At 62.0% G+C, this 26,447-nt stretch carries 20 protein-coding genes; 13 read left to right on the plus strand and 7 right to left on the minus strand.

Annotated elements, in window-relative coordinates:
- Positions 1 to 135: 135 nt before the first annotated feature.
- Both IB266_RS23850 and choX read right to left on the minus strand, forming a co-directional pair.
- A complete protein-coding gene (locus IB266_RS23850) occupies positions 136 to 1,023 on the minus strand; it encodes a 3-keto-5-aminohexanoate cleavage protein (RefSeq protein WP_060740277.1) in 888 nt (295 codons plus the stop codon).
- A gap of 71 nt (positions 1,024 to 1,094) precedes the next feature.
- Positions 1,095 to 2,039 (minus strand): choline ABC transporter substrate-binding protein, encoded by a 945-nt coding sequence (choX, locus tag IB266_RS23855; RefSeq protein WP_192262749.1) that lies wholly within the window; start codon positions 2,037 to 2,039, stop codon positions 1,095 to 1,097.
- 192 nt (positions 2,040 to 2,231) lie between these two features.
- Here choX and IB266_RS23860 point away from each other — a divergent pair, with 192 nt between their 5' ends.
- On the plus strand, positions 2,232 to 3,191 hold the full coding sequence (locus IB266_RS23860) for a GlxA family transcriptional regulator (RefSeq protein WP_192262847.1): 960 nt from the start codon (positions 2,232 to 2,234) through the stop codon (positions 3,189 to 3,191).
- A 118-nt stretch (positions 3,192 to 3,309) separates the two neighbouring features.
- Here IB266_RS23860 and IB266_RS23865 read toward each other — a convergent pair whose 3' ends face one another.
- The 3 genes from IB266_RS23865 to IB266_RS23875 form a co-directional block, all read right to left on the minus strand.
- Complete coding sequence (locus IB266_RS23865; protein WP_192262751.1) at positions 3,310 to 3,726, minus strand: DUF3010 family protein; 417 nt, start codon at positions 3,724 to 3,726, stop codon at positions 3,310 to 3,312.
- A gap of 32 nt (positions 3,727 to 3,758) precedes the next feature.
- Positions 3,759 to 4,082: a helix-turn-helix domain-containing protein gene (locus IB266_RS23870; RefSeq protein WP_060740283.1), complete on the minus strand. Its 324-nt coding sequence runs from the start codon at positions 4,080 to 4,082 to the stop codon at positions 3,759 to 3,761.
- Positions 4,083 to 4,187: 105 nt separating this feature from the next.
- Entirely contained in the window at positions 4,188 to 4,589 is a 402-nt protein-coding gene (locus IB266_RS23875; RefSeq protein ID WP_192262849.1) for a lysozyme inhibitor LprI family protein, read from the minus strand.
- A gap of 235 nt (positions 4,590 to 4,824) precedes the next feature.
- On the opposite strand from IB266_RS23875, the gene IB266_RS23880 reads away from it, so the two are divergent.
- From IB266_RS23880 to IB266_RS23925, 10 genes are all read left to right on the plus strand, one after another.
- On the plus strand, positions 4,825 to 5,802 hold the full coding sequence (locus tag IB266_RS23880) for a dipeptidase (protein WP_030139307.1): 978 nt from the start codon (positions 4,825 to 4,827) through the stop codon (positions 5,800 to 5,802).
- A gap of 79 nt (positions 5,803 to 5,881) precedes the next feature.
- Positions 5,882 to 6,412 (plus strand): DUF5943 domain-containing protein, encoded by a 531-nt coding sequence (locus IB266_RS23885; protein ID WP_025215877.1) that lies wholly within the window; start codon positions 5,882 to 5,884, stop codon positions 6,410 to 6,412.
- A 15-nt stretch (positions 6,413 to 6,427) separates the two neighbouring features.
- Positions 6,428 to 8,488 carry a dimethylglycine demethylation protein DgcA gene (dgcA, locus tag IB266_RS23890; RefSeq protein ID WP_060740286.1) on the plus strand — a complete coding sequence of 687 codons (2,061 nt, stop codon included), beginning with the start codon at positions 6,428 to 6,430 and terminating at the stop codon, positions 8,486 to 8,488.
- A 170-nt stretch (positions 8,489 to 8,658) separates the two neighbouring features.
- Positions 8,659 to 10,608, plus strand: coding sequence for a dimethylglycine demethylation protein DgcB (gene dgcB, locus IB266_RS23895; RefSeq protein ID WP_192262753.1), 1,950 nt, complete (start codon positions 8,659 to 8,661; stop codon positions 10,606 to 10,608).
- Positions 10,608 to 11,828 (plus strand): electron transfer flavoprotein subunit alpha/FixB family protein, encoded by a 1,221-nt coding sequence (locus tag IB266_RS23900; protein ID WP_192262755.1) that lies wholly within the window; start codon positions 10,608 to 10,610, stop codon positions 11,826 to 11,828. The genes dgcB and IB266_RS23900 overlap by 1 nt, the downstream gene beginning before the upstream one ends.
- 13 nt (positions 11,829 to 11,841) lie before the next feature.
- Entirely contained in the window at positions 11,842 to 12,612 is a 771-nt protein-coding gene (locus tag IB266_RS23905; protein WP_060740289.1) for an electron transfer flavoprotein subunit beta, read from the plus strand.
- 321 nt (positions 12,613 to 12,933) lie between these two features.
- Positions 12,934 to 13,500 carry a GNAT family N-acetyltransferase gene (locus tag IB266_RS23910; RefSeq protein WP_060740290.1) on the plus strand — a complete coding sequence of 189 codons (567 nt, stop codon included), beginning with the start codon at positions 12,934 to 12,936 and terminating at the stop codon, positions 13,498 to 13,500.
- 1,102 nt (positions 13,501 to 14,602) lie between these two features.
- Positions 14,603 to 18,055 carry a GMC oxidoreductase gene (locus IB266_RS23915; protein ID WP_192262757.1) on the plus strand — a complete coding sequence of 1,151 codons (3,453 nt, stop codon included), beginning with the start codon at positions 14,603 to 14,605 and terminating at the stop codon, positions 18,053 to 18,055.
- Between the two features lie 211 nt (positions 18,056 to 18,266).
- Complete coding sequence (locus tag IB266_RS23920) at positions 18,267 to 20,135, plus strand: hypothetical protein (RefSeq protein ID WP_192262759.1); 1,869 nt, start codon at positions 18,267 to 18,269, stop codon at positions 20,133 to 20,135.
- Positions 20,136 to 20,162: 27 nt separating this feature from the next.
- Positions 20,163 to 21,407, plus strand: coding sequence for a metallophosphoesterase (locus IB266_RS23925; protein ID WP_192262761.1), 1,245 nt, complete (start codon positions 20,163 to 20,165; stop codon positions 21,405 to 21,407).
- Between the two features lie 102 nt (positions 21,408 to 21,509).
- On the opposite strand, the gene gbcA is transcribed toward IB266_RS23925, so the two are convergent.
- Complete coding sequence (gene gbcA / locus IB266_RS23930) at positions 21,510 to 22,802, minus strand: glycine-betaine demethylase subunit GbcA (protein WP_122566619.1); 1,293 nt, start codon at positions 22,800 to 22,802, stop codon at positions 21,510 to 21,512.
- Positions 22,803 to 23,086: 284 nt separating this feature from the next.
- On the opposite strand from gbcA, the gene gbcB reads away from it, so the two are divergent.
- Entirely contained in the window at positions 23,087 to 24,187 is a 1,101-nt protein-coding gene (gbcB, locus tag IB266_RS23935) for a glycine-betaine demethylase subunit GbcB (RefSeq protein WP_192262763.1), read from the plus strand.
- A gap of 175 nt (positions 24,188 to 24,362) precedes the next feature.
- Here the strand turns inward: gbcB and IB266_RS23940 are convergent, their stop codons facing one another.
- On the minus strand, positions 24,363 to 25,403 hold the full coding sequence (locus IB266_RS23940) for a low specificity L-threonine aldolase (protein ID WP_192262765.1): 1,041 nt from the start codon (positions 25,401 to 25,403) through the stop codon (positions 24,363 to 24,365).
- A gap of 194 nt (positions 25,404 to 25,597) precedes the next feature.
- Between IB266_RS23940 and IB266_RS23945 the strand changes: the two genes are divergently transcribed.
- Complete coding sequence (locus IB266_RS23945; protein WP_192262767.1) at positions 25,598 to 26,302, plus strand: TraX family protein; 705 nt, start codon at positions 25,598 to 25,600, stop codon at positions 26,300 to 26,302.
- The last annotated feature ends 145 nt before the right edge of the window (positions 26,303 to 26,447 follow it).

Raw genomic sequence — 26,447 nt, forward strand, 5'->3', positions numbered from 1 at the left:
GGTCTCCTGTGGGAGCAAGGCTTGCCCGCGATGGCGGCAGTAGATTCAGCAGGGATGTCGACTGACATACCGTCATCGCGGGCAAGCCTTGCTCCCACAGGTTGTGCCCCCCAATAGGGGAATGTGGATGTCGGCTCAGCCGCGCTGGGCCAAGCCCATTTTCTTGCGGCCTTCAGCCGGGGTGAGCACGCGGGCACCGAGGCGGCTGAGGATTTCGCCAGCGCGTTCCACCAGTTGGCCGTTGGTGGCGAGCACGCCTTTATCCAGCCAGAGGTTGTCTTCCAGCCCGACCCGCACGTTGCCCCCCAGCAGCACCGCCTGGGCGGCCATCGGCATTTGCATGCGGCCGATGCCGAAGCCGGCCCACACCGCGTCGGCGGGCAGGTTGTCGACCATGGCCTTCATGGTGGTGGTGTCGGCCGGCGCGCCCCATGGGATGCCCAGGCAGAGCTGGAACAGCGGGTTGTCCAGCAGGCCTTCCTTGATCAGTTGCTTGGCGAACCACAGGTGCCCGGTGTCGAAGATTTCCAGCTCGGCCTTGACCCCCAGCTCGGTGATCCGCTTGGCCCCGGCCCGTAGTTGCGCCGGGGTGGAGACGTAAATGGTGTCGCCGTCGCCGAAGTTCAGGGTGCCGCAATCCAGCGTGCAGATTTCCGGCAACAGCTCTTCGACGTGGGCCAGGCGGGTCAGCGGACCCACCAGGTCAGTGTTGGGGCCGAACTCCATCGGCCGTTCGCCCGCACCGATCTCCAGGTCACCGCCCATGCCGGCGGTGAGGTTGACGATGATGTCCACGTCCGCCTCGCGGATGCGCTCCATCACTTCGCGGTACAGCGCCACGTCGCGGCTGAACTTGCCAGTCTGCGGGTCGCGGACGTGGCAGTGGACCACGGTGGCACCGGCCTTGGCGGCTTCGACGGCAGCAGCGGCGATCTGTTTCGGGGTGACCGGCACGTGGGGGCTCTTGGCGGTCGTGTCGCCAGCACCGGTGAGTGCGCAGGTGATGATGACGTCGTGGTTCATGGTGCGGATTCCTTCAGGCGTGGTGAGTCACCGCGCAGCCGTGTGGTGCTGCGCAGAGGGAGAACGGTTGGTCAGTTACTGGTGAGTTTCAGGTTGTCGGCGGCCGGCTTGCCGTCGAAGGTGGTCACACCGTCGAGCCAGCGCTGCTTGTCTTGCGGATGATCCTTGAGCCACTGCCGGGCCGATTCGAGCGGATCCTTGTGATCGAGCAGCGGCTGCATCATCCGGCTCTCGTCTTCGGCGGTGAAGGTCAGGTTGCTCAGCAAGCGACCGACGTTCGGGCATTGCTCGGCGTAGTTCGGCGCAGTGACGGTCCAGACGGTGGCCATGCCTTCGTTCGGACCGAGGGCGTCTTCGCTGCCGGTGAGGTAGGTCATTTGCACGTTGACGTTCATCGGATGCGGCGCCCAGCCAAAGAACACCACGGCTTCCTTGCGCCGTACGGCGCGGTCCACGGCGGCGAGCATGCCGGCTTCGCTGGACTCCACCAGTTGGAATTTGCCCAGGCCGAACTGGTTCTTGGTGATCATCGCCTTGATCTGCGTGTTGGCGCCGGAGCCGGGTTCGATGCCGTAGATCTTGCCACCCAACTCTTTTTCGAATTTGGCGATGTCGGCGAAGGTCTTCAGGCCCTTGTCGGCCAGGTAGGTCGGCACGGCCAGGGTGGCGCGGGCGTCCTTGAGGCTGGGTTGTTCCAGGACCTTGACCTGCTTGGCTTCGACGAATGGGGTGATGGTCTGGGTCATCAGCGGGTTCCAGTAGCCCAGGAACAGGTCCAGGCGTTGGTCACGAATGCCGGCGAAGATGATTTGCTGGGAGGCGCTGGTCTGCTTGGTCTTGTAGCCGAGGCCATCGAGCATCACCTGGGTCAGGGCGCTGGTGGCGATGACGTCGGTCCAGTTGACCACACCCAGGCGCACGTTCTGGCACGCGGCGGGTTCGGCGGCCATGGCGGCGCCATTCAGTAAAGTGGTAGCGCTGAGTGCAAGAACGCAAGAGCTGATCAGTCGTTTCATGTCGGGTTCCTCGGCAGCTTATTGTTATGGGGCCCGGTGTCTGTGCGCCGGTGATGCCAAGTTACGCAGCCCGAAGCGTGGCAAAACGCACAGCGGCGACGTGCTCTTGCACTGCAGCGACCTGCGCCCTTGAACGACGCTTGCAACTGGCGTATCAAGGTCCGCACGCTACCCGTCGACCGAGTGCGCTCCATGTCCCAGGATTTCTACTTCTTGTTGATGCCGGGCTTTTCAGCCATCGGTTTCATCTCGGCCATCGAGCCGTTGCGGGTCGCCAATCGCTTTCGTGGCGAGCTGTATCGCTGGCATGTGTTGAGCGTCGATGGCGGGGCGGTGCTGGCGAGCAATGGCATGTCGGTCAACGCCGATGCCGCGCTGGAACCGTTGAAGAAGGGCGCGACCCTTTGGGTGGTGGCGGGATTCGAACCGCTGAAGTTCGCCACCCCGGCATTGGAGCGCTGGCTGCACCGGCTGGACAACGAAGGCGTGACCCTGGGCGGCATCGACACGGGCAGTGTGGTCTTGGCCGAAGCGGGTCTGCTGGAAGGGCATCGCGTGACCCTGCATTGGGAAGCGATCGAAGCGTTCAAGGAGTCTTATCCACAGCTCAGCGTGACCCAGGAACTGTTCGAAATCGACCGCCGCCGCATCACCTGCGCGGGCGGCACTGCTTCCATTGATCTGATGCTGGACCTGATCGGCCAGGCCCACGGCGCGGAGTTGGCGATCCAGGTCAGCGAACAGTTCGTGCTTGGCCGCATCCGCCCGCGCAAAGATCACCAGCGCATGGAAATCGCCAGTCGCTACGGCATTCGCAACAAGAAGCTGGTGCACGTCATCGGTGAGATGGAAACCCACAGCGAGCCGCCCCTGAGCACCTTGGCCCTGGCCGAATCCATCAACGTCACGCGACGCCAGCTCGAAAGGCTGTTCCGCCTGCACCTGAACGACACCCCGAGCAACTTCTATCTGCGCTTGCGCCTGGAAAAGGCCCGGCAACTGCTGCGCCAGACCGACATGAGCGTGCTGGAAGTGAGCATCGCCTGCGGTTTTGAATCACCGTCGTACTTCACCCGCAGTTACCGGGCACGGTTCGCGCGCTGTCCACGGGAGGATCGGCGGCGACAGGGGGATGGGCGGGAGCTGGTTTGACAGGCTTTTATACTCAATTATGTTCGGGACTATAAATTATACCTGTCGCCATAATTGGGTATAAAAGCTTGATACCGCCAGTCATCGGTCATAGATCTGTGGCGAGGGGAGAGCGCATTTATTTTCTCACCAGCGCCGAGCACGCCGCCTTGTACGCCTCGTGCTGATACTTGTTCAGCGTCGCCGGCAAGACGAAGTCATGTTTCTTGTGCTGCGCGTTGAGGGTCTGCGGTGACAGCAGTGTCACCTCGCAGCCTTCCAGCAACTGGAAAACCCCTTCAATCTTGAACGTGGTCGGTCCGCCGGCGAACTCGCCTTTCTTGCTGCGCTTCTTGATGGCGATGCGTTCGATGCCATTCTCGACCACGAACGCCCGTACCTGGGCGGCAAACGCCTTGACGTTGGCAGCTTCGTCATCGTCGTCCAAGGCGATTTTCTTGGTGTTCAGCGCGATGTGAGTCAACGCCTGCTGCTCCAGCGAGGCAACGGCGATGATCGCTTCGCTGCCTTTGATTTCGATACCGCAGGTTTTCATGGGAGTCTCTTTGCTCGGTGGTGACGTACAGCTTACAGCTCTAACTGATCAGCATGGATACCAAAGGCAGCGGCAATTTTCTCGCGAGTAGCCCGGCGAGGCTTTGCGACCGATTCCTGTTGAGCAAACGCTGACTGAGAAATACCCAGGCGCCTGGCGACTTCATCCTGAGTCAGGTTCAAGTGTTCGCGCCAGGCGCGGATAGGCGTAGCGCCGTCGACGATACGGCTGACCACTTCATGGGGAATTAGATCGGGCTCCAGTTTTTGCGCAACGTATTGTGCGTACGGAATGACCACAAATGCCGGGTTTCCGTCTGCATCGTTGATGATCTGAATATCAGTAGGTGCGTTCATCATAGAAGGGATATAAGTCTTTTATAAGATTTGCGAATCCTGACTTATATTCTTTCCGGGGCCAACGCGTGAACGATGTCTGGATATTGCTCCGTGGATAACCCTTTACTCCTGCCCAATCGACTCCAAAAACTCCGACCGATCATCGCTCACCTGGGCCATGCAGTCGTTTTCGGCGATTTTGTAGGCTTCGCTGCCGGGTTTGGCTGGGAAGGCGGCGATGGCGCAATCGGCGTCGCGTTGTTTGAGCCACAGTTGTTGGGCGGCCTTGACCTTGGCGGTGATGTCGTTGAGCTGGGCCTTGTCGCTGGCGTAGCGGGTTTGCAGGCGTTCGTTGAGGCTCTGCAGGTTTTCGTTGAGCAGTTGTTCGGCGGCCGTCTTGCCGTAGGCCGAGCAGGCCAGGGTCTGGACGTCGTTTTCAACTTCGTCGCAGGGGTTGGGCTCGGTGTCTTCGGTTGCGTGTGCCAGGGTGCTGATCAGTGCCAAAGCCAGGAAGATTGATTTCATCGCGTTGCCGCTCAAGTCCAGTGAAAACCAGTGATGCGGCGGATTCTGGCGCAACCGTCGGGTAAAGAACAGACGGGCAGGGTGGGCCTGTCGTAGCCCATTGTCGTGGATTGACGCTTTCGGCAATTCCCCTGTCGTTTTTGCACCGGGTCGCGACGGCCCTCAGGCATATGCTGGCCCCAAAGCGCCGGCACACGATTCGGCGCATGAATCGCTGACAAAAGGGGACTGCCTGATGAGCCCAGCCGAATTGCACGCCGACAGCATCGTTATCGACGGGCTGATTATTGCCAAGTGGAACCGCGACCTGTTCGAAGACATGCGCAAGGGCGGCCTGACCGCAGCCAACTGCACCGTGTCGGTGTGGGAAGGTTTCCAGGCCACCATCAACAACATCGTCGCCAGCCAGAAGCTGATCCGCGAGAACAGCGACCTGGTGATTCCGGTGAAAACCACTGCCGACATCCGTCGCGCCAAGGAACAGGGCAAGACCGGCATCATCTTCGGCTTCCAGAACGCCCACGCCTTCGAAGACCAGCTCGGCTACGTCGAGATCTTCAAGCAGTTGGGCGTCGGTGTGGTGCAGATGTGCTACAACACCCAGAACCTGGTCGGCACCGGTTGCTACGAACGCGACGGCGGCCTGTCGGGCTTCGGTCGCGAGATCGTCGCCGAGATGAACCGTGTCGGCATCATGTGCGACCTGTCCCACGTCGGTTCCAAGACCTCCGAAGAAGTCATCCTCGAATCGAAGAAGCCGGTGTGCTACTCCCACTGCCTGCCGTCCGGCCTGAAAGAGCACCCGCGCAACAAATCCGATGAAGAGCTGAAGTTCATCGCCGACCACGGCGGTTTCGTCGGCGTGACCATGTTCGCGCCGTTCCTGGCCAAGGGCATCGATTCGACCATCGACGACTACGCCGAAGCCATCGAATACACCATGAACATCGTCGGTGAGGACGCCATCGGCATCGGTACCGACTTCACCCAGGGCCACGGCCAGGATTTCTTCGAAATGCTGACCCACGACAAGGGCTACGCCCGTCGTCTGACCAGCTTCGGCAAGATCATCAACCCCCTGGGCATCCGCACCGTGGGCGAGTTTCCGAACCTCACCGAGACGCTGCTCAAGCGCGGCCATCCTGAGCGGGTGGTGCGCAAGATCATGGGTGAAAACTGGGTCAACGTGCTGAAAGACGTCTGGGGCGAATAACCGCCGCCGCATCGCTAATCCTCTACCTGCGGCCCTCTGCGCCGCAGGCAATACCACGAATTTCCGGAGTCAAGTTTTCATGGCCAAGATCGCCCCGCAACTGCCTATCGAAGTCGACAGCGAAACCGGTATCTGGACGTCCGACGCCCTGCCGATGCTGTACGTACCGCGTCACTTCTTCGTCAACAACCACATGGGCATCGAAGAAGTGCTGGGCGCCGACGCCTACGCCGAGATTCTCTACAAGGCCGGCTACAAATCCGCCTGGCACTGGTGTGAAAAAGAAGCCGAATGCCACGGCCTGGAAGGCGTCGCAGTGTTCGAGCACTACATGAAGCGCCTGTCCCAGCGTGGCTGGGGCCTGTTCAAGATCCAGGACATCGACCTGGATAAAGGCACCGCCAGCGTCAAGCTCGAGCACTCGGCGTTCGTCTATGTGTACGGCAAGGTCGGGCGCAAGGTCGACTACATGTTCACCGGCTGGTTCGCCGGCGCCATGGACCAGATCCTCGCCGCTCGTGGCAGTTCGATCCGCACCGTGGCCGAGCAGGTCTACGGCGGTTCCGAAGAAGGCCACGACGACGGCCTGTTCATCGTCAAGCCGTTGTAAGTCGAGGATCGCGCCATGGCTTTTGAAGCAATGTTCCAGCCGATCCAGATCGGCAAGCTGACCATCCGCAACCGCGTGCTCAGCACCGCGCACGCCGAGGTCTACGCCACCGACGGCGGCATGACCACCGACCGGTACGTGAAGTATTACGAAGAGAAGGCCAAGGGCGGCATCGGCCTGGCGATCTGTGGTGGCTCGTCGGTGGTTGCCATCGACAGCCCGCAGGAATGGTGGAGCTCGGTGAACCTGTCCACCGACCGCATTATCCCGCACTTCCAGAACCTGGCCGACGCCATGCACAAGCATGGCGCCAAGATCATGATCCAGATTACCCACATGGGCCGTCGCTCGCGCTGGGACGGTTTCAATTGGCCGACCCTGATGTCGCCGTCCGGCGTGCGTGAGCCGGTGCACCGTGCCACCTGCAAGACCATCGAGCCGGAAGAAATCTGGCGGGTGATTGGCAACTACGCCCAGGCGGCACGGCGTGCCAAGGCCGGTGGCCTGGACGGCGTCGAGCTGTCCGCCGTGCACCAGCACATGATCGACCAGTTCTGGAGCCCGCGGGTCAACAAGCGTACCGACGAATGGGGCGGCAGCTTCGAAGGCCGCATGAAGTTCGGCCTGGAAGTGCTGAAGGCCGTGCGCGCCGAAGTGGGCGACGATTTCTGCGTGGGCATGCGCCTGTGCGGCGACGAGTTCCACCCGGACGGCTTGTCCCACGAGGACATGAAGCAGATCGCCAAATACTACGACGACACCGGCATGCTGGATTTCATCGGCGTGGTGGGCTCGGGTTGCGACACCCACAACACCCTGGCCAACGTCATCCCGAACATGAGTTATCCACCGGAGCCGTTCCTGCACTTGGCCGCCGGTATCAAGGAAGTGGTCAAGGTCCCGGTGCTGCACGCGCAGAACATCAAGGACCCGAACCAGGCCACGCGGATCCTGGAAGGCGGTTACGTCGACATGGTCGGCATGACCCGTGCCCACATCGCCGACCCGCACCTGATCGCCAAGATCAAGATGGGCCAGATTGACCAGATCAAGCAGTGCGTGGGCGCCAACTACTGCATCGACCGTCAGTACCAAGGCCTGGACGTGCTGTGCATCCAGAACGCCGCGACGTCCCGTGAATACATGGGCGTGCCGCACATCATCGAGAAGTCCACCGGGCCCAAGCGCAAAGTGGTCGTCGTCGGTGCCGGCCCGGCCGGGATGGAAGCGGCGCGTGTCGCTGCCGAACGTGGGCACGACGTGACCTTGTTCGAGAAGAAGGAATTCATCGGCGGGCAGATCACTACCGCCTCGAAAGCCCCGCAACGGGACCAGATCGCCGGTATCACTCGCTGGTTCCAACTGGAACTGGCGCGGCTGAAAGTCGACCTGCGCCTGGGCGTGGCGGCTGACGCGGCGACGATCATGGACCTGCGTCCGGATGTGGTAGTGCTCGCCGTCGGCGGCCATCCGTTCCTGGAGCAGAACGAACACTGGGGCGCCGCCGAAGGGCTGGTGGTCAGCAGTTGGGACGTGCTCGACGGCAAGGTCGCGCCGGGCAAGAACGTGCTGGTCTACGACACCATTTGCGAGTTCACCGGCATGTCGGTGGCCGACTTCCTCGCCGACAAAGGCAGCCAGGTCGAGATCGTCACCGACGACATCAAGCCGGGCGTGGCCATTGGCGGGACTTCGTTCCCCACGTACTACCGCAGCATGTACCCCAAGGAAGTGATCATGACCGGGGACATGATGCTGGAGAAGGTCTACCGCGAAGGCGACAAGCTGGTGGCGGTGCTGGAGAACGAATACACCGGCGCCAAGGAAGAACGCGTGGTGGACCAGGTGGTGGTGGAAAACGGCGTGCGGCCGGACGAAGAAATCTACTACGCGCTCAAGGAAGGTTCGCGCAACAAGGGCCAGATCGACGTCGAAGCCTTGTTCGCGATCAAGCCCCAGCCGTGCCTGGAGCAGAGCGGCGATGGCTACCTGCTGTTCCGCATCGGTGACTGCGTGGCCCAGCGTAATACCCACGCGGCCATCTACGACGCCCTGCGGTTGTGCAAGGATTTCTAACGGCTTGTGGATAACCCTGTGGGAGCGAGCTTGCTCGCGATAGCGGTGGATCAGGCGACATTTATGTTGGATCTGAGTCCGTCTTCGCGAGCAAGCTCGCTCCCACAGGGATCGAGCAAGACATCCAGGTTTCTGTGCCTGCAAGACCTGAGGTCTTTGGGAGCTTCACCATGCTGAACACCCTTCTTCCAATCCTGCTGTTCGCAGCCCTGGGCCTCGCGGTCCTCGGCGCCTTGCGGCGGGTGAACATGTGGCGCCGGGGACGACCGGCCAAGGTCGACCTGATCGGCGGTCTCTTTGCCATGCCCAAGCGCTACATGGTGGATTTGCACCACGTAGTGGCGCGGGACAAATACATTGCCAACACCCACGTGGCCACGGCCGGTGGTGCGGTGGCGTCGGTGGTGCTGGCGATCCTGGTCCACGGGTTTGGCCTGCATAACCGTTTCCTCGGCTATGCGTTGCTGTTGATGTCGGCCGTCATGTTCGTCGGTGCGATCTTCGTCTACCTGCGTCGGCGCAATCCGCCGGCCCGTTTGTCCAAGGGCCCGTGGATGCGCCTGCCGAAAAGCCTGTTGGCGTTTTCGGCGTCGTTCTTCCTGGTGACCCTGCCGGTGGCGGGCATCCTGCCGGAGAACTTCGGCGGTTGGCTGGTGGCGGCGGTCCTGGGTGTCGGTGTGCTGTGGGGCGTGTCGGAATTGTTCTTCGGCATGACCTGGGGCGGGCCGATGAAGCACGCCTTCGCCGGTGCCCTGCACCTGGCCTGGCACCGCCGCGCCGAGCGCTTTGGCGGCGGCCGTTCCACCGGTCTCAAGCCGCTGGACCTGAACGATCCCGCCGCGCCACTGGGCGTGGAGAAACCCAAGGATTTCACCTGGAACCAACTGCTGGGCTTCGACGCCTGCGTGCAGTGCGGCAAGTGTGAGGCTGCCTGCCCGGCGTTCGCGGCCGGCCAGCCGTTGAACCCGAAAAAACTCATCCAGGACATGGTCGTCGGCCTGGCCGGCGGCACCGACGCGAAATTCGCTGGCAGCCCATACCCGGGCAAACCTGTGGGCGAACATGCGGGTAATCCCCATCAGCCGATCGTCAACGGCCTGGTAGACGCCGAGACCCTGTGGTCCTGCACCACCTGCCGTGCGTGCGTCGAGGAATGCCCGATGATGATCGAGCACGTCGATGCCATCGTCGACATGCGTCGCCACCTGACCCTGGAAAAAGGCGCCACGCCGAACAAGGGTGCCGAGGTGCTGGAAAACCTCATTGCCACCGACAACCCTGGCGGCTTTGCCCCGGGCGGGCGGATGAACTGGGCGGCGGACCTGAACTTGAACCTGCTCAGCGAGAAGAAATCCACCGACGTGCTGTTCTGGGTCGGCGACGGTGCCTTCGACATGCGCAACCAGCGCACCTTGCGCGCCTTCGTCAAAGTGCTGAAGGCGGCGAAAATCGATTTTGCCGTGCTCGGCCTCGAAGAACGCGACAGTGGCGACGTGGCCCGGCGCCTGGGTGACGAAGCGACGTTCCAACTGTTGGCCAAACGCAACATCCAGACCCTGGCCAAATACAGCTTCAACCGCATCGTCACCTGCGACCCCCACAGCTTCCATGTGCTGAAAAACGAGTACGGCGCCTTCGATGGCAACTACCTGGTGCAGCACCACAGCACCTATCTGGCGGAGATTATCGACGCCGGTGCGCTGAACCTCGGCCAGCACAAGGGCGACAGCGTGACGTATCACGACCCGTGCTACCTGGGCCGCTACAACGGCGAATACGAGGCGCCGCGCCAGGTGCTGCGTGCGCTGGGTATCGAGGTCAAGGAGATGCAGCGTTCCGGTTTCCGTTCGCGTTGCTGCGGCGGCGGCGGCGGTGCGCCGATCACTGACATTCCAGGCAAGCAGCGGATTCCTGACATGCGCATGGACGACATTCGCGAAACCGGCGCTGAGCTGGTGGCGGTGGGTTGTCCACAGTGCACCGCGATGCTCGAAGGCGTGGTCGAACCACGGCCAATGATCAAGGACATTGCCGAACTGGTGGCTGACGCATTGCTTGAAGACGCAACGCCGAGCAAGCCCGTGGCCCCAGCCAAACGTGAACCTGCGGAGGTGCATTAATGAGCGACATCATCCGCCGCGACCCTCGCGCCGAGTGGATCGCCCGCAACCGCCTGCACCCGCTGCACGCGGCCATGCAACCGGCACAACACAGCTGGATGGGCCCCAACGGCGTCATTCGCAAGAACGTCCATGGCATCGGTTTCATCGGCCCCAACGGCATCAAGCGCATCGACCGCAGCGGTGCCCAGCAGGGTGGCGCGACCAAGCGTACCGCCGCGACCGAAGTGCAATTGCCGCTGCATCAGGTGCCGCAACCGGCGTTCTACATCAGTGTGGTGCCGGACATGGTCGGTGGTCGCCTCAGCAGCCACGACCGCGATCTGCTGGGCCTGGCCCATCAGCTTGCGGGGACGGACGGCGCGGTGCTGGCAGTGGTGTTCGGTGAGCACAAGGAAAACGCCTTCGCCACGGCCGGTGTCGACCGCTTGCTGGTACTGGAAGGTGAGGCCTTCAGCGGTTATGCACCGGAACAACGGGTGCAGGGCCTGCGGGCTGTGGATAACCAATTCAACCCACGCCATTGGCTGCTGCCCGACAGCCGCACCGGTGGCGGTGAACTGGGCCGGCGTTTTGCCGCAGCCCTGGGCGAGCGCCCGGCCACGCGGGTCTGGCAGGTCAAGGGCGAGGAGTGCATTGGCCGTGCCGGTGCGGGCCTGCAAGACTTGGCCCGGCCACTGGCGCGCTTGATCCTGGCAGCGGCCGAATGCGCCGAACCGGTCAGCGAAACCCGCCACGAAGCCTCGCCGGTGGAGTTATCCACAAGCGTGGCCCGCAGCTTGTCGCGAATCGAAGATCTCGGTGCGGTGGCGGTGGACCCGGGCGCGATCCCGATGGCCGAGGCCGAATTCATTTTCTCTGGCGGCAACGGGGTCAAGGACTGGGCGCTGTTCCACCAGACCGCTGCGGCCCTGGGCGCCACCGAAGGCGCTTCGCGGGTGGCAGTGGACGACGGCTTCATGGCCCGGGATCGCCAGGTCGGTGCGTCCGGTACCTGGGTCACGGCACGGGTCTACGTGGCGGTGGGGATTTCCGGGGCGATCCAGCACCTGCAGGGCATTGGCGCCTGCGACAAGGTGGTGGCGATCAACCTCGACCCAGGCTGCGACATGATCAAACGGGCAGACCTGTCGGTGATCGGTGACAGCGCGGCGATTCTCCAGGCCTTGATCGCGGCGGTAGAGGCTTACCGCAACGAAGCCAAGCGCGATGCGGCTTAAGAAGGATAAGTTGATGAGTACCCAAGTGATCAGCCTCGTGTCCATTGGCGCCCACCCCACTTCCGGTCGGCCCCGGCGCGCCGAACAGGACGCCCGGGCCGTGGAACTGGGCCTGCAACTGGCCGGCAACGACCTGCAAGTGCTGCACGCCGGTGACGTGGCCGAACCGGCCCTGCGCGCCTACTTGGGCATGGGCCTGGATGAACTCCACGTCCTGGAAAATCCCGAGGGGGCCGACGCCCTGCCGGCCCTGACCGACTACCTGCGTGACGCTGGCGCCCAAGTGGTGCTCACCGGCAGCCAGGCGGAAACCGGTGAAGGCTCGGGCATGCTTCCCTTTCTGCTGGCGGAAAACCTCGGTTGGCCGTTGGTGGTGGGGCTGGCCCAGGTCGAGTCCATCGACAGCGGCGTGGCCCTGGTGCTGCAAGCCTTGCCCCGCGGCCAACGGCGCCGTCTCAAAGTGCGCCTGCCATTCCTGGCCACTGTGGATAACGCCGCGCCAAAACCTCGGCAAAGCGCCTACGGCCCGGCCCGGCGTGGGGCATTGCATGCCGAGGAAGTCGAAGTGATCGACGACACCTTGCTGGCGGTGGCGACCCTGCAACCGGCCAAGCCACGCCCCAAGCGCTTGAAAGTGATCAAGGCCAAGAGTGGCGCCGACCGCATGAAAGCCGCCACGGCCAAGGCCAGCGGCGGAGGCGGGCAAGTGCTCAAAGGCGTGAGCCCGGAGGCCGGGGCCGAGGCCATTCTCAAGTTGTTGATTGAGGAAGGGGTTGTTCGCTAAACCCAGGAATACCTGAATCCCTTTGTGGGAGCGAGCTTGCTCGCGATGGCGGTATGTCAGGTTGCATCTTCTTCGCTGACACGCCGCTATCGCGAGCAAGCTCGCTCCCACAGGAGGGCCGTGTTTGCCCACCATTGCTGTGCGTCTCTGTGGATAACCTGCTCGGCCCCCCGCCGTAAACCAGGCCATCCAGGCCTGCGCTCAAAAAACACCCACCTGACCTGCTGCAACATCCGGCCATAAAACCGCTGGCCTGACGGGTTGCCGCGTTTCAAGCCTGTGGGTGAAAAAGGTCGTTTCATCGCCAATGGAGTCCTATCAATGGAAGTAGCAATTCGCCCGGCCTTGCCCACGGATGCACGGGAGATCGCCCGTCTGTTCCGGATTTCCTCAGAGGGTGCGTCGGATTACATCTGGAGCCAGCTGGCGGAGCCAGGCCAGGATCTCCTTGACGTGGGCGCCGCGCGTTATGCCCGGGAAGGTGTCGATTTTTCCTACCAGAACTGCCTTGTCGCCCAGGCCAACGGACAGGTCATCGGCATGATGCACGCTTATGTAACGCGTCATGATCCACAGGCGGCCCCAGTCACAGACCCGGTCCTGGCGCCCTACGCCGACATGGAAGTGCCCGACACCCTCTATATCTCAAGCTTGGCCCTGCATGAAGGCTGGCGTAACAAGGGGCTCGGCGTTCGCTTCCTCGAACTGGCGCAACAGCGTGCCGATCAACTGGCACTCAAGGGCCTGAGCCTGATCGACTACGCCGCGAACACCGGCGCCCGGCGTTTTTACGAGCGCCATGGCTTTGGCATTGTCAAAACCTGTCAGGTCGTCCCGCATCCGTTGATTCAAGTAACGGGCGCGGCCTATCTCATGCATCGGCCGTAGCCGGCACGGCGGCCCTGAAACCCTGTGGGAGCGAGCTTGCTCGCGATAGCGGTAGATCAGTGGCATCGATGTTGACTGACGCACCGCCATCGCGAGCAAGCTCGCTCCCACAGGGGCATGTGTTTACTCACAATCCCTGTGCGCGCCTCTGTGGATAACCTGTTCGCCCCTCGCTGCACCCCATGCAAATCGGGCCCTGCCGGCCTGCGATCAAAAAGTAGCTAGTCTAACCCACGGTTTTTATTGGCTTTTTGTTGTGAATAACGACTCCTATCAGGCGAAACTTGCCCCCAATCTCTGTTGGCGCTTCTGTGGATAAGATGTTCGCTCAACGCTGCAAGCCATACGGGACGTGGTGTTCAGTGGATTGATCATAAAATGATCGATTGGTGTTTTTTATCGGTAAAACCTCCGGAAAACCGCGATTTACAAGCCGTCCACGGGGTTTTCCACAGAATCGTCAAAATTACCCCCAAACACTGTTGGCGCTTCTGTGGATAAGGTGTTTGCTCACCGCCACAGCCCATGCTTATCGGGGCTTACAGGGAGTTGGTCAAAAAACAACCGATAAGCCAGTAAAACCGGCATTGTCCATAAGTCACGGTTTTTATTCACTTTGCCGGGGAGAAAATGCCCGACTTACGCACACTTGTCCCCATTTGCTGTGGGTGGCCATGTGGATAACTTGTTCGCCAAACGCTGCAGGCCACGGCCGGCATAGCGCAAATCGCGATAGATCAAATTTCATACAGTTCTAAGGCCCAACCTTGACGCAGGTCTGTCGGCTGTCTTCACTTCCATGGCACAAGGACATCGCACTTTATCCACATCAGGTTCAGGGAGAACACATGATGGATAGCAATCACCCCCGCTCGCACCCGCTTCCCCTGCTGACCTGCGTCCCGGCACCGCCTGCTTCGCTGCATAAACGCATCCACCGTCGCGCCGCCAATCAGCGTGCACGTCTATAGCGTCCGGTTTTTCCCCCTGTAGCACCGCTGACTGCCGCTGGACCCTGCACGGGACAGTGGCCAGGCGTTCGTGCGCCTGTCGATTTGCAGGCAACCGCAGAGTTGCCCCTTCTGCCTGAGAGGACTTGAACATGACACGGATCTCAACCCCCATCAGTGATATCCAGGAGCACTACGACGTCATCGTCATCGGTTCCGGCTACGGTGGCGGCATTGCTGCCTCGCGCCTGTCCCGGGCCGGACGCAAGGTATGCCTGCTGGAGCGTGGCCGGGAGATCCAGCCCGGCGAATACCCCAACACCCTGCTCGCGGCCACCGAGGAACTGCAGGTCCATGATCCGGACGGGCATATCGGCTCGCGCACCGGGCTGTTTGACCTGCACGTCAACGCCCAGCAGAACGTGGTGGTTGGCTGCGGCCTGGGCGGCACGTCGCTGATCAATGCCAACGTTGCGCTGGAGCCGGAGCCTGGCGTATTCGACGACCCGCGCTGGCCCCTGGCGGTACGGGAGCACCGCGACACGCTGCTCAAGGACGGCTACGCCCGGGCCCGGGAGATGCTCAAGCCCAACCCTTACCCGGCTTCAGCACCGAACCTGCCCAAGCTCGACGCTCACAAGAAGTCGGCCGATTACCTCAAGCAAGGCGCGCATTTCTACAAGCCGCCGATCAACGTGACCTTCGACAAGCTGCCCAACAACCTCAACCACGTCGGCGTCGAACAGTTGCCCTGCAATGGCTGTGGCGATTGCGTCTCGGGCTGTAACAACAAGGCCAAGAACACCACGCTGATGAATTACCTGCCGGATGCCTGGAACCACGGCGCGGAAATTTTCTGCCAGGCCGAGGTGCGGCACCTGGAGCGCGACGGCGACGGCTGGATCGTGCACTTCCAATACCTGGACAGCGGCCGCGAGCTGTTCTCGGCGCCCACGTTGTTCGTGCGGGCCGATATCGTGGTGGTGTCCGCCGGCACCCTGGGCTCCACCGAAATCATGTTGCGCTCGCGGGACAAGGGCCTGGCCATGTCCAGCCAACTGGGCGAGCACATGAGCGGCAACGGCGACATCCTCGGCTTCGGCCATAACTGCGACCAGGTCATCAATGGCATCGGTTTCGGCGCCCATCCGGCCAAGGAGCTGGAGCCGGTGGGGCCGTGCATCACCTCGATCATCGACATGCGCACCGAAGGCGACTGGCGCAGCCGCATGGTCATCGAGGAAGGTTCGATTCCCGGCGCCCTCGGCCGGGCCATGGTGCCGAGCATGGCGGCGTTTGCCGAAATGATCGGCGTGCCCACCGACACCGGTTTCGGTGCCAGCCTCAAGTACAAGGGCCGGGAGGCCGAGAGCTTCCTGCGCGGGCCGTATTACGGCGCGCTGCACAACATGCAGACCTACTTGATCATGAGCCATGACAACGCCAAGGGCCGCATGCTGCTCGACAACAAGGACCAGTTGCGCATCGACTGGCCCGGCGGCGGCGAACAGGAGAACGTCACCCTTGGCAACGAGCGGCTGCACCAGAGCACCAAGGCCCTGGGCGGGATCTGGGTCGAGAACCCGATCTGGACCAAGCTGCTCAAGCACAGCATCGTTTCGGTCCACCCCCTGGGCGGTTGCGTGATGGGCGAGGACGCGACGCAAGGGGTGGTCAACCATAAGGGCCAGGTGTTCAGTGGCGCCAGTGGCACCGATGTCTACCCGGGCCTGTACGTGACTGACGGTGCGGTGATTCCCACGTCCTTGGCGGTCAACCCGCTGCTGACCATCTCGGCGGTAAGCGAGCGCAACATGGGCCTGTTGGCGGCCGACCGTGGCTGGATCATCGACTACACGCTGCCCTCGGCCCCGCGCAAAGCGGTGGCGCCGCCGACCCTCGGCGTGCAATTCACCGAAACCATGAAGGGCTACTTCTCCACGGCCTTCACCCAGGCCCAGGGCACCGATCTGAGCCTGTACGCAGCGGCGGCCAAGCGCGGCAAGGCCGACAACTCGCCCATCGAATTCACCCTGACCATCACCGCCGCCGACCTCAACCGTCTGATCAAGGAGCCGGAACACGCCGCCACCCTGGTGGGCACCCTCGAGGCACCGCTGCTCTCACCGCAACCGCTGGTGGCCAGCAACGGGGTGTTCAACCTGTTCGAGCAGTACCAGGAACAGGTCGGCGTACGGCACATGAACTACGACATGAAGCTGACCGCCGAGGACGGCAGCGACTATTACTTCAGCGCCTTCAAGACCGTGCCCGAGGACAACGGCGTGCTGAATATCTGGCACGACACCAGCACGCTCTATGTCACGCTCTATCGCGGGCCGGACAAGACCGGCGCAGTGATTGGCTGCGGCGTGATGCACATCCTGCCGGCCGACTTCGCCAAGCAGATGACCACCATGAAAGTGCTCAACGCGCGCAACGAGCGTGAGCGCGTGGAGGCGCTGGCGCGATTCGGCAAGTTCTTTGCCGGGATCCTGTGGGAGAGCTACGGCGGTGTCTTCGCCGGCGACGTCTATTTCAACCCGGACGCGCCGCCCCGGTTGAAACGGCCGTTGGATGCGCCGGCGCCGGCCGTGCATTTCTTCCAGACCGAAGACAACGTCGAGCTGCGCCTGACCCGTTATCAGGCCGGCACCAAAGGTCCGGTGATGTTGGTCCATGGCTTGGGTGTGGGCTCGAACATCTTCTCCACCGACACCATCCATACCAACCTGCTGGAATACCTCTGCAAGCACGAATACGACGTCTGGCTCCTGGATTTACGGGTGAGCATCCTGCTGCCGGCCAGCAAGCATGAATGGAACGGCGACCAGGTGGCCCAGTACGATTTCAAGGCCGCCATCGAGCAGATCCAGCAAGCGACCCTGGCCCGTGACGTGCAGTGCGTGGTGCATTGCTACGGCGCGACGACGTTCTTCATGTCGATGCTGGCGGGGCTGCAGGGTGTGCGCTCGGTGGTCTGCTCGCAGATCGCCGCCGACACGGTGGTCGCCACCGCCACCGGTCTGAAGGCCGGTTTGCACTTGCCGGGAATGCTCGATGCCATCGGCATCAAGTCCCTCACGGCCTACGCCGACACCAAGGAAAGCTGGTTCAACAAACTCTACGACAAGGCCCTCAATGGCTATGCCCGGATCGAGGCCCAGGGCTATTGCACCAACCCGGTCTGCCATCGCATCACGTTCATGTATGCATCGTTGTACCGCCACGACACCCTCAACGAAACCCTGCACGACAACCTGCATGAGCTGTTCGGCGAGTCGAACATCCAGACCTTCGAGCACCTGGCGCTGATCGTGCGCAAGGGGCACCTGGTGGACTTCAAGGGCAACGACGTCTACATGCCGCATTTCGATCGGTTGAAGTTGCCGATCTGCTTCATCAGCGGCGCCGACAACCAGTGCTACCTGCCGCAAAGCACCCTCAAGACCTACGAGCGACTGTGCGAGATGCATGGCCCGCAGTTGTTCAGCCGCCACGAAGTGCCGGGGTATGGCCATATCGACTGCATGTTTGGCAAGGATGCGGTGGTGGATGTGTATCCGATCATTCTTGGGCACTTGGAAAAGACCGCCCTCGGCTAGGGGCACAACTGATCCGTGGCGAGGGAGCTTGCTCCCGCTCGGCTCTGTAGGAGCTGCCGAAGGCTGCGATCTTTTTGATCTTTCGCTTGGGATTCAAGTGTCCGGGGAAAGATCGCAGCCTCGTTGCACTCGACAGCTCCTACGCCTAGCGGGAGCAAGCTCCCTCGCCACAAAAGCTTTGCTCTGAGCCAAGAATAAGGAAAAGGATGCCATGAACGCTTACATCCGCTGGTTCCAACGCATCATCTGGGTCGGGATTGTCATGAACATGTTCTTCGCGATCCCGGCGTTGTTCGCGCCGGCATTGCTGACGTCCATGATCGGCCTGCCACCTGTCTTGTCCGATCCCTGGCTGGAGAACGCCGGCATGTTGCTGGTGGGGATCAGCCTGTTCTACATGCCCTCGGGGTTCAACGCGCTGCGTTTCGTGGTGCATTCGTGGTTGTGCGTGCTGTCGCGGCTGGTGGCGGTGGTGTTCTGGATCTACCTGATCAACACCAATAACCAGGGCCAATTATTTGTGCCGATGTTGATGGGCGACCTGAGCATGTTCCTGATCCTGGGCGTGCTGCTGTACCTGGGCAGCCCGGTGGCCAATCGTCCGTTGGCCTTGCTCTGCGACGGTTGGCGGGAGTGGCGCGCCGGCTGGGCGCTGCGCTGGCAGAGCCACGGGTTCAAGGTCGGCATGTTGGTGGTGGTCGTGCTGCTGGGTTTCATTGGCTACCAGACCTGGTACCAAATGATCCGGGAGGTGCCGCAACCGGACTTTGCCTCCGACGAAGACCATTACAAATACGCCGCGATCGGCCTGGGCATCGAGGCGCGGATTCCCTACTACCTGTTCGCCGTGCTGCCGCAAATGTGCCCGGAAAAACTGCCCAAGCCCGGCGGCTACGAAGTGTTCGGGTTTCTCTATGAAAACGGCAAAGACCTGCCCATCGGCATGGCCAAGCGGCAACTCGGTTACCCCACGGTCGAGCCCAATTGCGCCCTGTGTCACACCGGTTCCTACCGGGCCAATGCCACTGACGTGGCAGTGCCGGTCGCCGCCGCGCCGGCCAATACCCTGCAACTGCAAGCCTTCCAGTGGTTCGCCTACGATTGCGCCAGCGACCCGAAATTCACCCCCGAGGCGGTGATGGCGGCGATCAATGGCAAGTTCCAGCTGGGTTTTTTCGAAAAACTGTACAACCGTTACTTGATCATCCCGATGGCCAAGAGTGCGCTGCTCAAGCAGAAGCAGGCCTATGCCTGGCAGAAGCTGCGCCCGGCCCAGGGGCCAGGGCGGACCGACACCTTCAACCCGACCAAAATGGTGGTGTTCGGCTTCCCGGATGACTCCACCATCGGCACCGTGGATCTGCCACAGGTCTGGAACCAGAAACCCCGCGAGTCCATGTACCTGCATTGGGACGGCAATAACAACCAGATCCACGAGCGCAACTACGCAGCGGCCATGGCCGTGGGCGCGACACCGGAATCGGTGCTGCCGCCGAGTTTCAACCGGGTGACCAACTGGCTGCTGGGCCACAAGGCACCGGCCTGGCCGTTCGCCCTGGACTCGGCGAAAGTCGCCCAGGGCAAACCGATCTGGGAGAAAAACTGCGCGGGCTGCCATGATTTCGGCCGCAGCGACACCGGCCAGGTCACCACCAACATCGACCAGTTGGGCACTGATCCCCATCGCCTGAATTCCTTCACCACAGGCTTGGTGACGGCGTTCCACGGCTTCAAGAAACCGCCGTTCGACTTTGGCGCCTACCGCAAGACCCAGAGCTACAGCAACACCCCCACCGACGGCATCTGGCTGCGCGCGCCGTACCTGCACAACGGTTCGGTGCCGACCCTGTGGGATTTGCTGCAAGCGCCGGAACAGCGTCCGCAGGTGTTCTACACCGGCTCTGACATTTACGACCAGGAGAAGGTCGGCTTCGTCACCCGCGGTGCACAGATGAAAGCATCGGCGGATTTCAAATACGACACCCGCCTGGAAGGCAACCACAACGGCGGCCACCTGTATGGCACGCAGCTGTCGGACATCGACAAACGGGCCCTGATCGAATTCATGAAGACCCTGTAGCCCAGGGCATTGCGAAGGAGCGTTCACATGTCATTACTGCACCATTGGGAACATGAGTTCGACAAGGTCAAGGTCCGCCTGCACGGGTTGGTCACGCGGCTGGAGATGTCCTGGAAGAAACTCGTCAACGACCTGGAACCCGAGGAGTTTCAGGCCATCGTCAAACTGCTGCAGCGCGGGCACGACCAGGCGCGGCACGTCATCGAGCATGGCGACCTCCCGGATGACGAGCCGGCCGTACCCTGGGAGCTGGCCCACGGCCTTTCGATCCTGAAGATCGGCAACCCCACGCCGTTGCCGCAAAGCGAAGACGAACTGCCGACCCGGGTGCTCAAGGACGGCACCTTGCTTGGTTGCCGCAAATGGGAGCTGCTGGACCTGCTGTGGAGCGAGGCGCTGCTCAAGTGGATCGAAAACCTGCGGCATCACGCGCCGTTCGCCACCAACCCGGCGCTGGTGAAAATGGACAGCGACGTGGTGCTGGCCATCGCCGGCGACTGGGGCACCGGGCCGTTCGACAGTCACGCGCCGGCGGTGGCCGTGGCCAATCAGATGCAACTGGCCCAGGCTGACTTCACCATCCATCTGGGTGATGTGTATTACGCCGGTACCCATTCCCAGGAAGACGTCGACATGGTCGGCTGGCCCCAGGGCAAGCACGGCTCGTTCACCCTCAACTCCAACCACGAGATGTACAGCGGTGCCCACGGTTACTTCAAGGAACTGGCCAAGCGTTTTCCGGTGCAGCAAGGCACCAGCTACTTTGCCTTGTACAACGACGACTGGCTGGTGGTTGGCCTGGACAGTGCCTACGCCTCGGACGCGATGAACCTGTACATGGACGGCACCCTCAACACCCAGCAGATCGAGTGGATGAAAACCTTGCCCAAGCGCAAGAAGTTGATGGTGCTCAGTCATCACCAGGGCTTCGATATTTCCGGGCACAACAAGACCGCCCTCTACCAACCGGTGTGCGATGCCCTGGGGCGTGAGCCGGACTACTGGTATTGGGGGCATTTGCACAACGGCATCTGCTACGCGCCGCAAGGCGGGTTGCACGCGCGCTGCGCCGGGCACGGGGCGATTCCCTACGGCACTACCAGCGAGCTGAACGGGCATGCCCGGGTGCTGTGGTCGGAGACTCAATTGGCGGGGGACGAGGCGTATCCGGAGCGGGTGTTGAATGGGTACGTGAAGGTGCGGTTGGTGGGGGAGGAGATTGTCGAGACGTTTTATGGGGAGGATGGCAGTGTGCGGTGGTCTTCCAAGTAGTCGGTGAGTGTCAGGCCGCTATCGCGAGCAAGCTCGCTCCCACAGGTTTTGTGAACGACACAGAACCCCTGTGGGAGCGAGCTTGCTCGCGATGCTTCTGACTTAGCCCTGGACCGGAACACCCTTGAGGTACGGTGCAGGCTCGGCCCCGAGGTTGTTGAGCATGCGCTCGCTGTACCAGTCCACGAAGTTCACCACGCCGAACTCGTAGGTCTTGGAGTACGGGCCAGGCTGGTAGGCGGTGGAGTTGATGCCGCGCTGGTTTTCTTCGGCCAGGCGACGGTCCTGGTCGTTGGTGGCGTCCCAGACTTCACGCATGCGCGCCACGTCGTAGTCCACGCCTTCGACCGCGTCCTTGTGCACCAGCCACTTGGTGGTGACCATGGTTTCCTGGGCGCTGATCGGCCACACGGTGAACACGATGATGTGGTCGCCCATGCAGTGGTTCCACGAGTGCGGCAGGTGCAGGATGCGCATCGAACCCAGGTCCGGGTTCTTGATGCGGCCCATCAGCTTGGCGCAGCCTTGCTTGCCGTCCATGGTCATCGACACGGTGCCCTTGAGCAACGGCATGCGCACGATACGATTGCGCAGGCCGAAGCTGGCGTGGGCGTAAGGGATCTTCTCGGCGTCCCAGGCGGCGGCGGAAGCGGCCACGTGGTCCTTGAAGGCCTGGTCGGCCCGCGGGTCGGTGACGTCGTCCCATTCCAGCAGGGTCTTGAGCAATTCGGGGTGCGAGGCGTTGCAGTGGTAACACTCGCGGTTGTTTTCCAGCACCAGTTTCCAGTTGGCCTTTTCCATCAAGGTGGTTTGCACCGCCACCTTGGTGTTCTCCATGTCGTACGGTTCCATGTAATGGTTCAGCGTCGACAGGAAGTCATCGATGGCCGGCGGGTTCTCGGCCAGGCTGATGAAGATGTAGCCACCGGCAGTCTTCACGTTCACGGGTTTCAAGCCATACTGCTTCATGTCGAAGTCGGCGCCCATCTCGGTGCCGGCGAACAGCAGGCGACCGTCCAGCTCGTAGGTCCACTGGTGGTAGTGGCAGACCAGTTTGGCGACCTTACCCTTTTCGCTGGTGCACAGCCGCGAACCGCGGTGGCGGCAGACGTTATGGAACGCGTGGACCACACCGTCGGCACCGCGAATCACGATGATCGGGTTCTTGCCGACTTGCAGGGTCAGGTAGTTGCCCTTGGCCGGGATTTCGCAGGTCATGCCGGCGATCAACCATTCCTTCTGGAAGATTTCCTGCATGTCGATATCGAACAGGCGCTCATCGCTGTAGAACGGTTGCGGCAGCGAGAAGGTGCGCTCGCGCTCTTGCAGCATTTGCGCGGTGGCCTTGCGTGCGGGTTCCAGCGGATCGCCCAGGCTCAGGGTAGTGGTGTCCATCGTTTTATCCTCGTGGCCCTCTAAGCGGAGCCGGTGAAAATGACTAATCGGTTGTGCTACGCAAGGCAGAAAACTTCGTTTATCTGTTGGGGCGAGTGTGGGGCCGCGCAGGGGCCGAACCTTATCCATGGGCGACATGGCCCAATCTGTTCCCGACGCGCAAGCCCCGGTAGTTAAGGGCTGGTCGCGATAAGTATGTGAATGTCGCAGATAGGTAAATGGTCACCCAGGCGCCTGCGCACAATCGCCAACATGAAGGCCGACAGTCGGCCGTGGAGATCAGCATGTCCAATAACTTCCTGAACCCGGTCACCACCCAGACCTGGGCCAATGGCCGACATATCGTACGTTGCGTCAAAGTCATCCAGGAAACCTGGGATGTGCGCACCTTCTGCTTCATGGCCGATCAGCCGATCATGTTCTTTTTCAAGCCGGGGCAATTCGTCACCCTGGAGCTGGAAATCGAAGGCCAGCCGATCATGCGCTCCTACACCATCTCCAGTTCGCCGTCGGTGCCCTACAGCTTCTCGGTCACCATCAAGCGCGTGCCGGGGGGCAAGGTGTCCAACTGGTTGCACGACACCCTGCATGAAGGTCAGGAGTTGGCGGTGCACGGGCCGGTGGGGCTGTTCAACGCCATCGACTTCTCCAGCCCCAAGGTGCTCTACCTCAGTGGTGGCGTCGGGATTACCCCGGTAATGTCCATGGCGCGCTGGTATTACGACACCAACGCCAACGTCGACATGGTGTTTATCCACAGCGCCCGCTCGCCCAAGGACATCATCTATCACCGCGAGCTGGAACACATGGCGTCGCGGATCGACAACTTCAGCCTCCACCTGATTTGCGAAAAACACGGCCTGGGCGAGCCTTGGGCTGGCTATCGCGGCTACCTGAACCACAAGATGCTGGAGTTGATGGCGCCGGACTTCCTGGAGCGTGAAGTGTTCTGCTGCGGCCCGACGCCGTACATGAACGCGGTCAAGCGCTTGCTGGAGACCTGTGGCTTCGACATGAAGCGCTATCACGAGGAATCCTTCGGTGCCACGCCACCGGAAGCCCGTGCCGACGCCGTGGAACAGGCCGAACAGGCGGCCGACGCGCCGGAAGTCGATGCGGCGGACCTGCACCTGGTGGAATTCACCTCCTCTGGCAAGAGCATCCGCGTGGGCCCGGGCGAAACCGTACACGCCGCCGCCGCCAAGCTCGGCATGATGATCCCCAAGGCCTGCGGCATGGGCATCTGCGGCACCTGCAAGGTGTTGAAGCTGGGCGGGGAGGTGGAGATGGATCACAACGGCGGGATCACCGAGGACGACGAGGCCGAGGGCTACATCCTGTCGTGCTGCAGCGTGCCAAAGGGGGATGTGCGGATCGAGTTTTGATGCCGCAGTGAGCCCCCTGTGGCGGGGGAGCTTGCTCCCGCTCGGCTGCGCAGCAGTCGTTATCCGGTAAACACGAGCTACCTGATACACCGCATGGGGCTGCTACGCAGCCCAGCGGGAGCAAGCTCCCTCGCCACAAAAGGCGCCCAAAGCCATCCAGGCTTTGGGTGGTCGCTTAAAGACTCATCACTTCCCGAATATCCGCCGCCAATTCCCGCACCCGCGCTTCTTCGGTATCCCACGAGCACATGAAGCGTGCGCCGCCCTTGCCGATGAAGGTGTAGAAGCGCCAGCCCTTGGCGGTCAGCGCGGCGATGGCCGGTTCCGACAGTTGCAGGAAAACGCCGTTGGCCTGGACCGGGAACATCAGTTCCACGCCGGGAATGTCGCTGACCAGTTCTGCCAGCAATTGGGCGCAGTGGTTGGCGTGGCGGGCGTGTTTGAGCCAGGCGTCGTTCTGTAGCAGGCCGACCCAGGGCGCGGACAGGAAGCGCATTTTCGACGCCAGTTGCCCGGCCTGTTTGCAGCGGTAGTCGAAATCCACGGCCAGGTCGTGGTTGAAGAACAGGATCGCTTCGCCCACCGCCATGCCGTTCTTGGTGCCGCCAAAGCACAGCACGTCCACGCCGACCTTCCAGGTCAGGTCCGCCGGGGAGCAGCCGAGGAAGGCGCAGGCGTTGGAAAAGCGCGCGCCGTCCATGTGCAGGTTCAGTCCCAGTTCCTTGCAGGTGACGCTGATGGCGCGGATTTCATCCGGCGTGTAGACGCTGCCGACTTCCGTGGCTTGGGTCAGGGTGACGACCCGAGGCTTGGGGTAGTGGATGTCCTGGCGCTTGAGGGCGATCTCGCGGATCGCCTCGGGGGTCAGCTTGCCGTTTTCAGTACGTGCCAGCAGCAGCTTGGAGCCGTTGGAGAAGAACTCCGGTGCGCCGCATTCGTCGGTTTCGACGTGGGCGGTTTCCGAGCAGATCACGCTGTGATAACTCTGGCACAGCGAGGACAGGGCCAGGGAGTTGGCCGCCGTGCCGTTGAACGCGAAGAACACTTCGCAGTCGGTTTCGAACAAGGCCCGGAAATCGTCCGCCGCGCGGTGGGTCCACTCATCGTCGCCGTAGGCACGTTGGTGACCCTGGTTGGCTTCTTCCATGGCGGCCCAGGCTTCGGGGCAAATGCCGGAATAGTTGTCGCTGGCAAACTGTTGACTCTTGTCGGTCATGGCCTTGCTCCTGAATAGAGAGTCCTGGATAAAGAGATCCCTGGCGGAATGCCCGGGTGGGGCGTTCCCTGGTTCGGCGTGTTTGGGTCCACAGCGCCGTGGTCGATACTGGTGCGCACTTTACCCAAGATTAGTGGGGGAACACACCGGATGTTTCTGTCGGAAAGTATCAATCTCGTCGCGCGGCTTTATACATGAACCGGCGTGACGGGGCCCTGGACCTGCTCAAGTGGTTGGCTCTTTTGTCGATGGTCCTCGATCATCTGCGATATGTCGGTTTTTCCGTCGACTGGCTCTATGTGCCGGGACGCTTGGCATTCCCGTGGTTCTGCCTGGCGATGGCGGCGAATCTGGCGCGCAGGGGTGCCAGCGCCGCTCCATGGCGGTACCTGGGCTGGCTGCTGCTATTCAGTGCCGTCAGCGAAATCCCCTACCGCTTGTTCATTCCTGATCCCACCACCCTGAATGTGATGCCAACCCTGGTGCTGGGATTGTTGGTGGCGCGCTGCTGGCAAACGCCCACCCTGGAGGCGCGATGCCTGGCGGTGATGGCGTTGCTGTTGGCGGCGCTGTTTTCGTCGCAGTTGATGTTCGGTTTCTTCGGTGTGCTGCTGCCGCTGGCGATGTTGCTGGTATTCAAGCGTCCCTTGTACATGGCGCTGTTGCCGGGGTTGGTCTGCGTGGCGGCCAACCAATGGCGGGTGTTGTATGGCGCGGCGTGGTTGGGAGATGGGGTGGCGTTGTGGGGGCTGGTGACTTGCCTGATCGCGCCATGGCTTGGGCAGGTGCTTTTGCGACATGCCGGTCGTTTTCATCCGCCGGCGATGCGGCGCTGGGCCTATGGCCTTTATCCCGCGCATTTCCTGCTGTTGCTCGCGGTTCGCCAGATCGCTGCTTAACCCTGCGGGAACTGTATTTTGGGAACAGGCCTGTGGGAGCAAGGCTTGCCCGCGATGAAAGCGCCGCGGTCTCCCATGGATCGCGGCGCCTGGATCGCGAGCAAGCTTTGCTCCCACAGTGCTATCGCGCAGGCCTTGCTCTCCG

The sequence above is a fragment of the Pseudomonas sp. Pdm06 genome, assembly GCF_014851795.1.
GTDB classification, from domain to species: domain Bacteria; phylum Pseudomonadota; class Gammaproteobacteria; order Pseudomonadales; family Pseudomonadaceae; genus Aquipseudomonas; species Aquipseudomonas fluorescens_AA.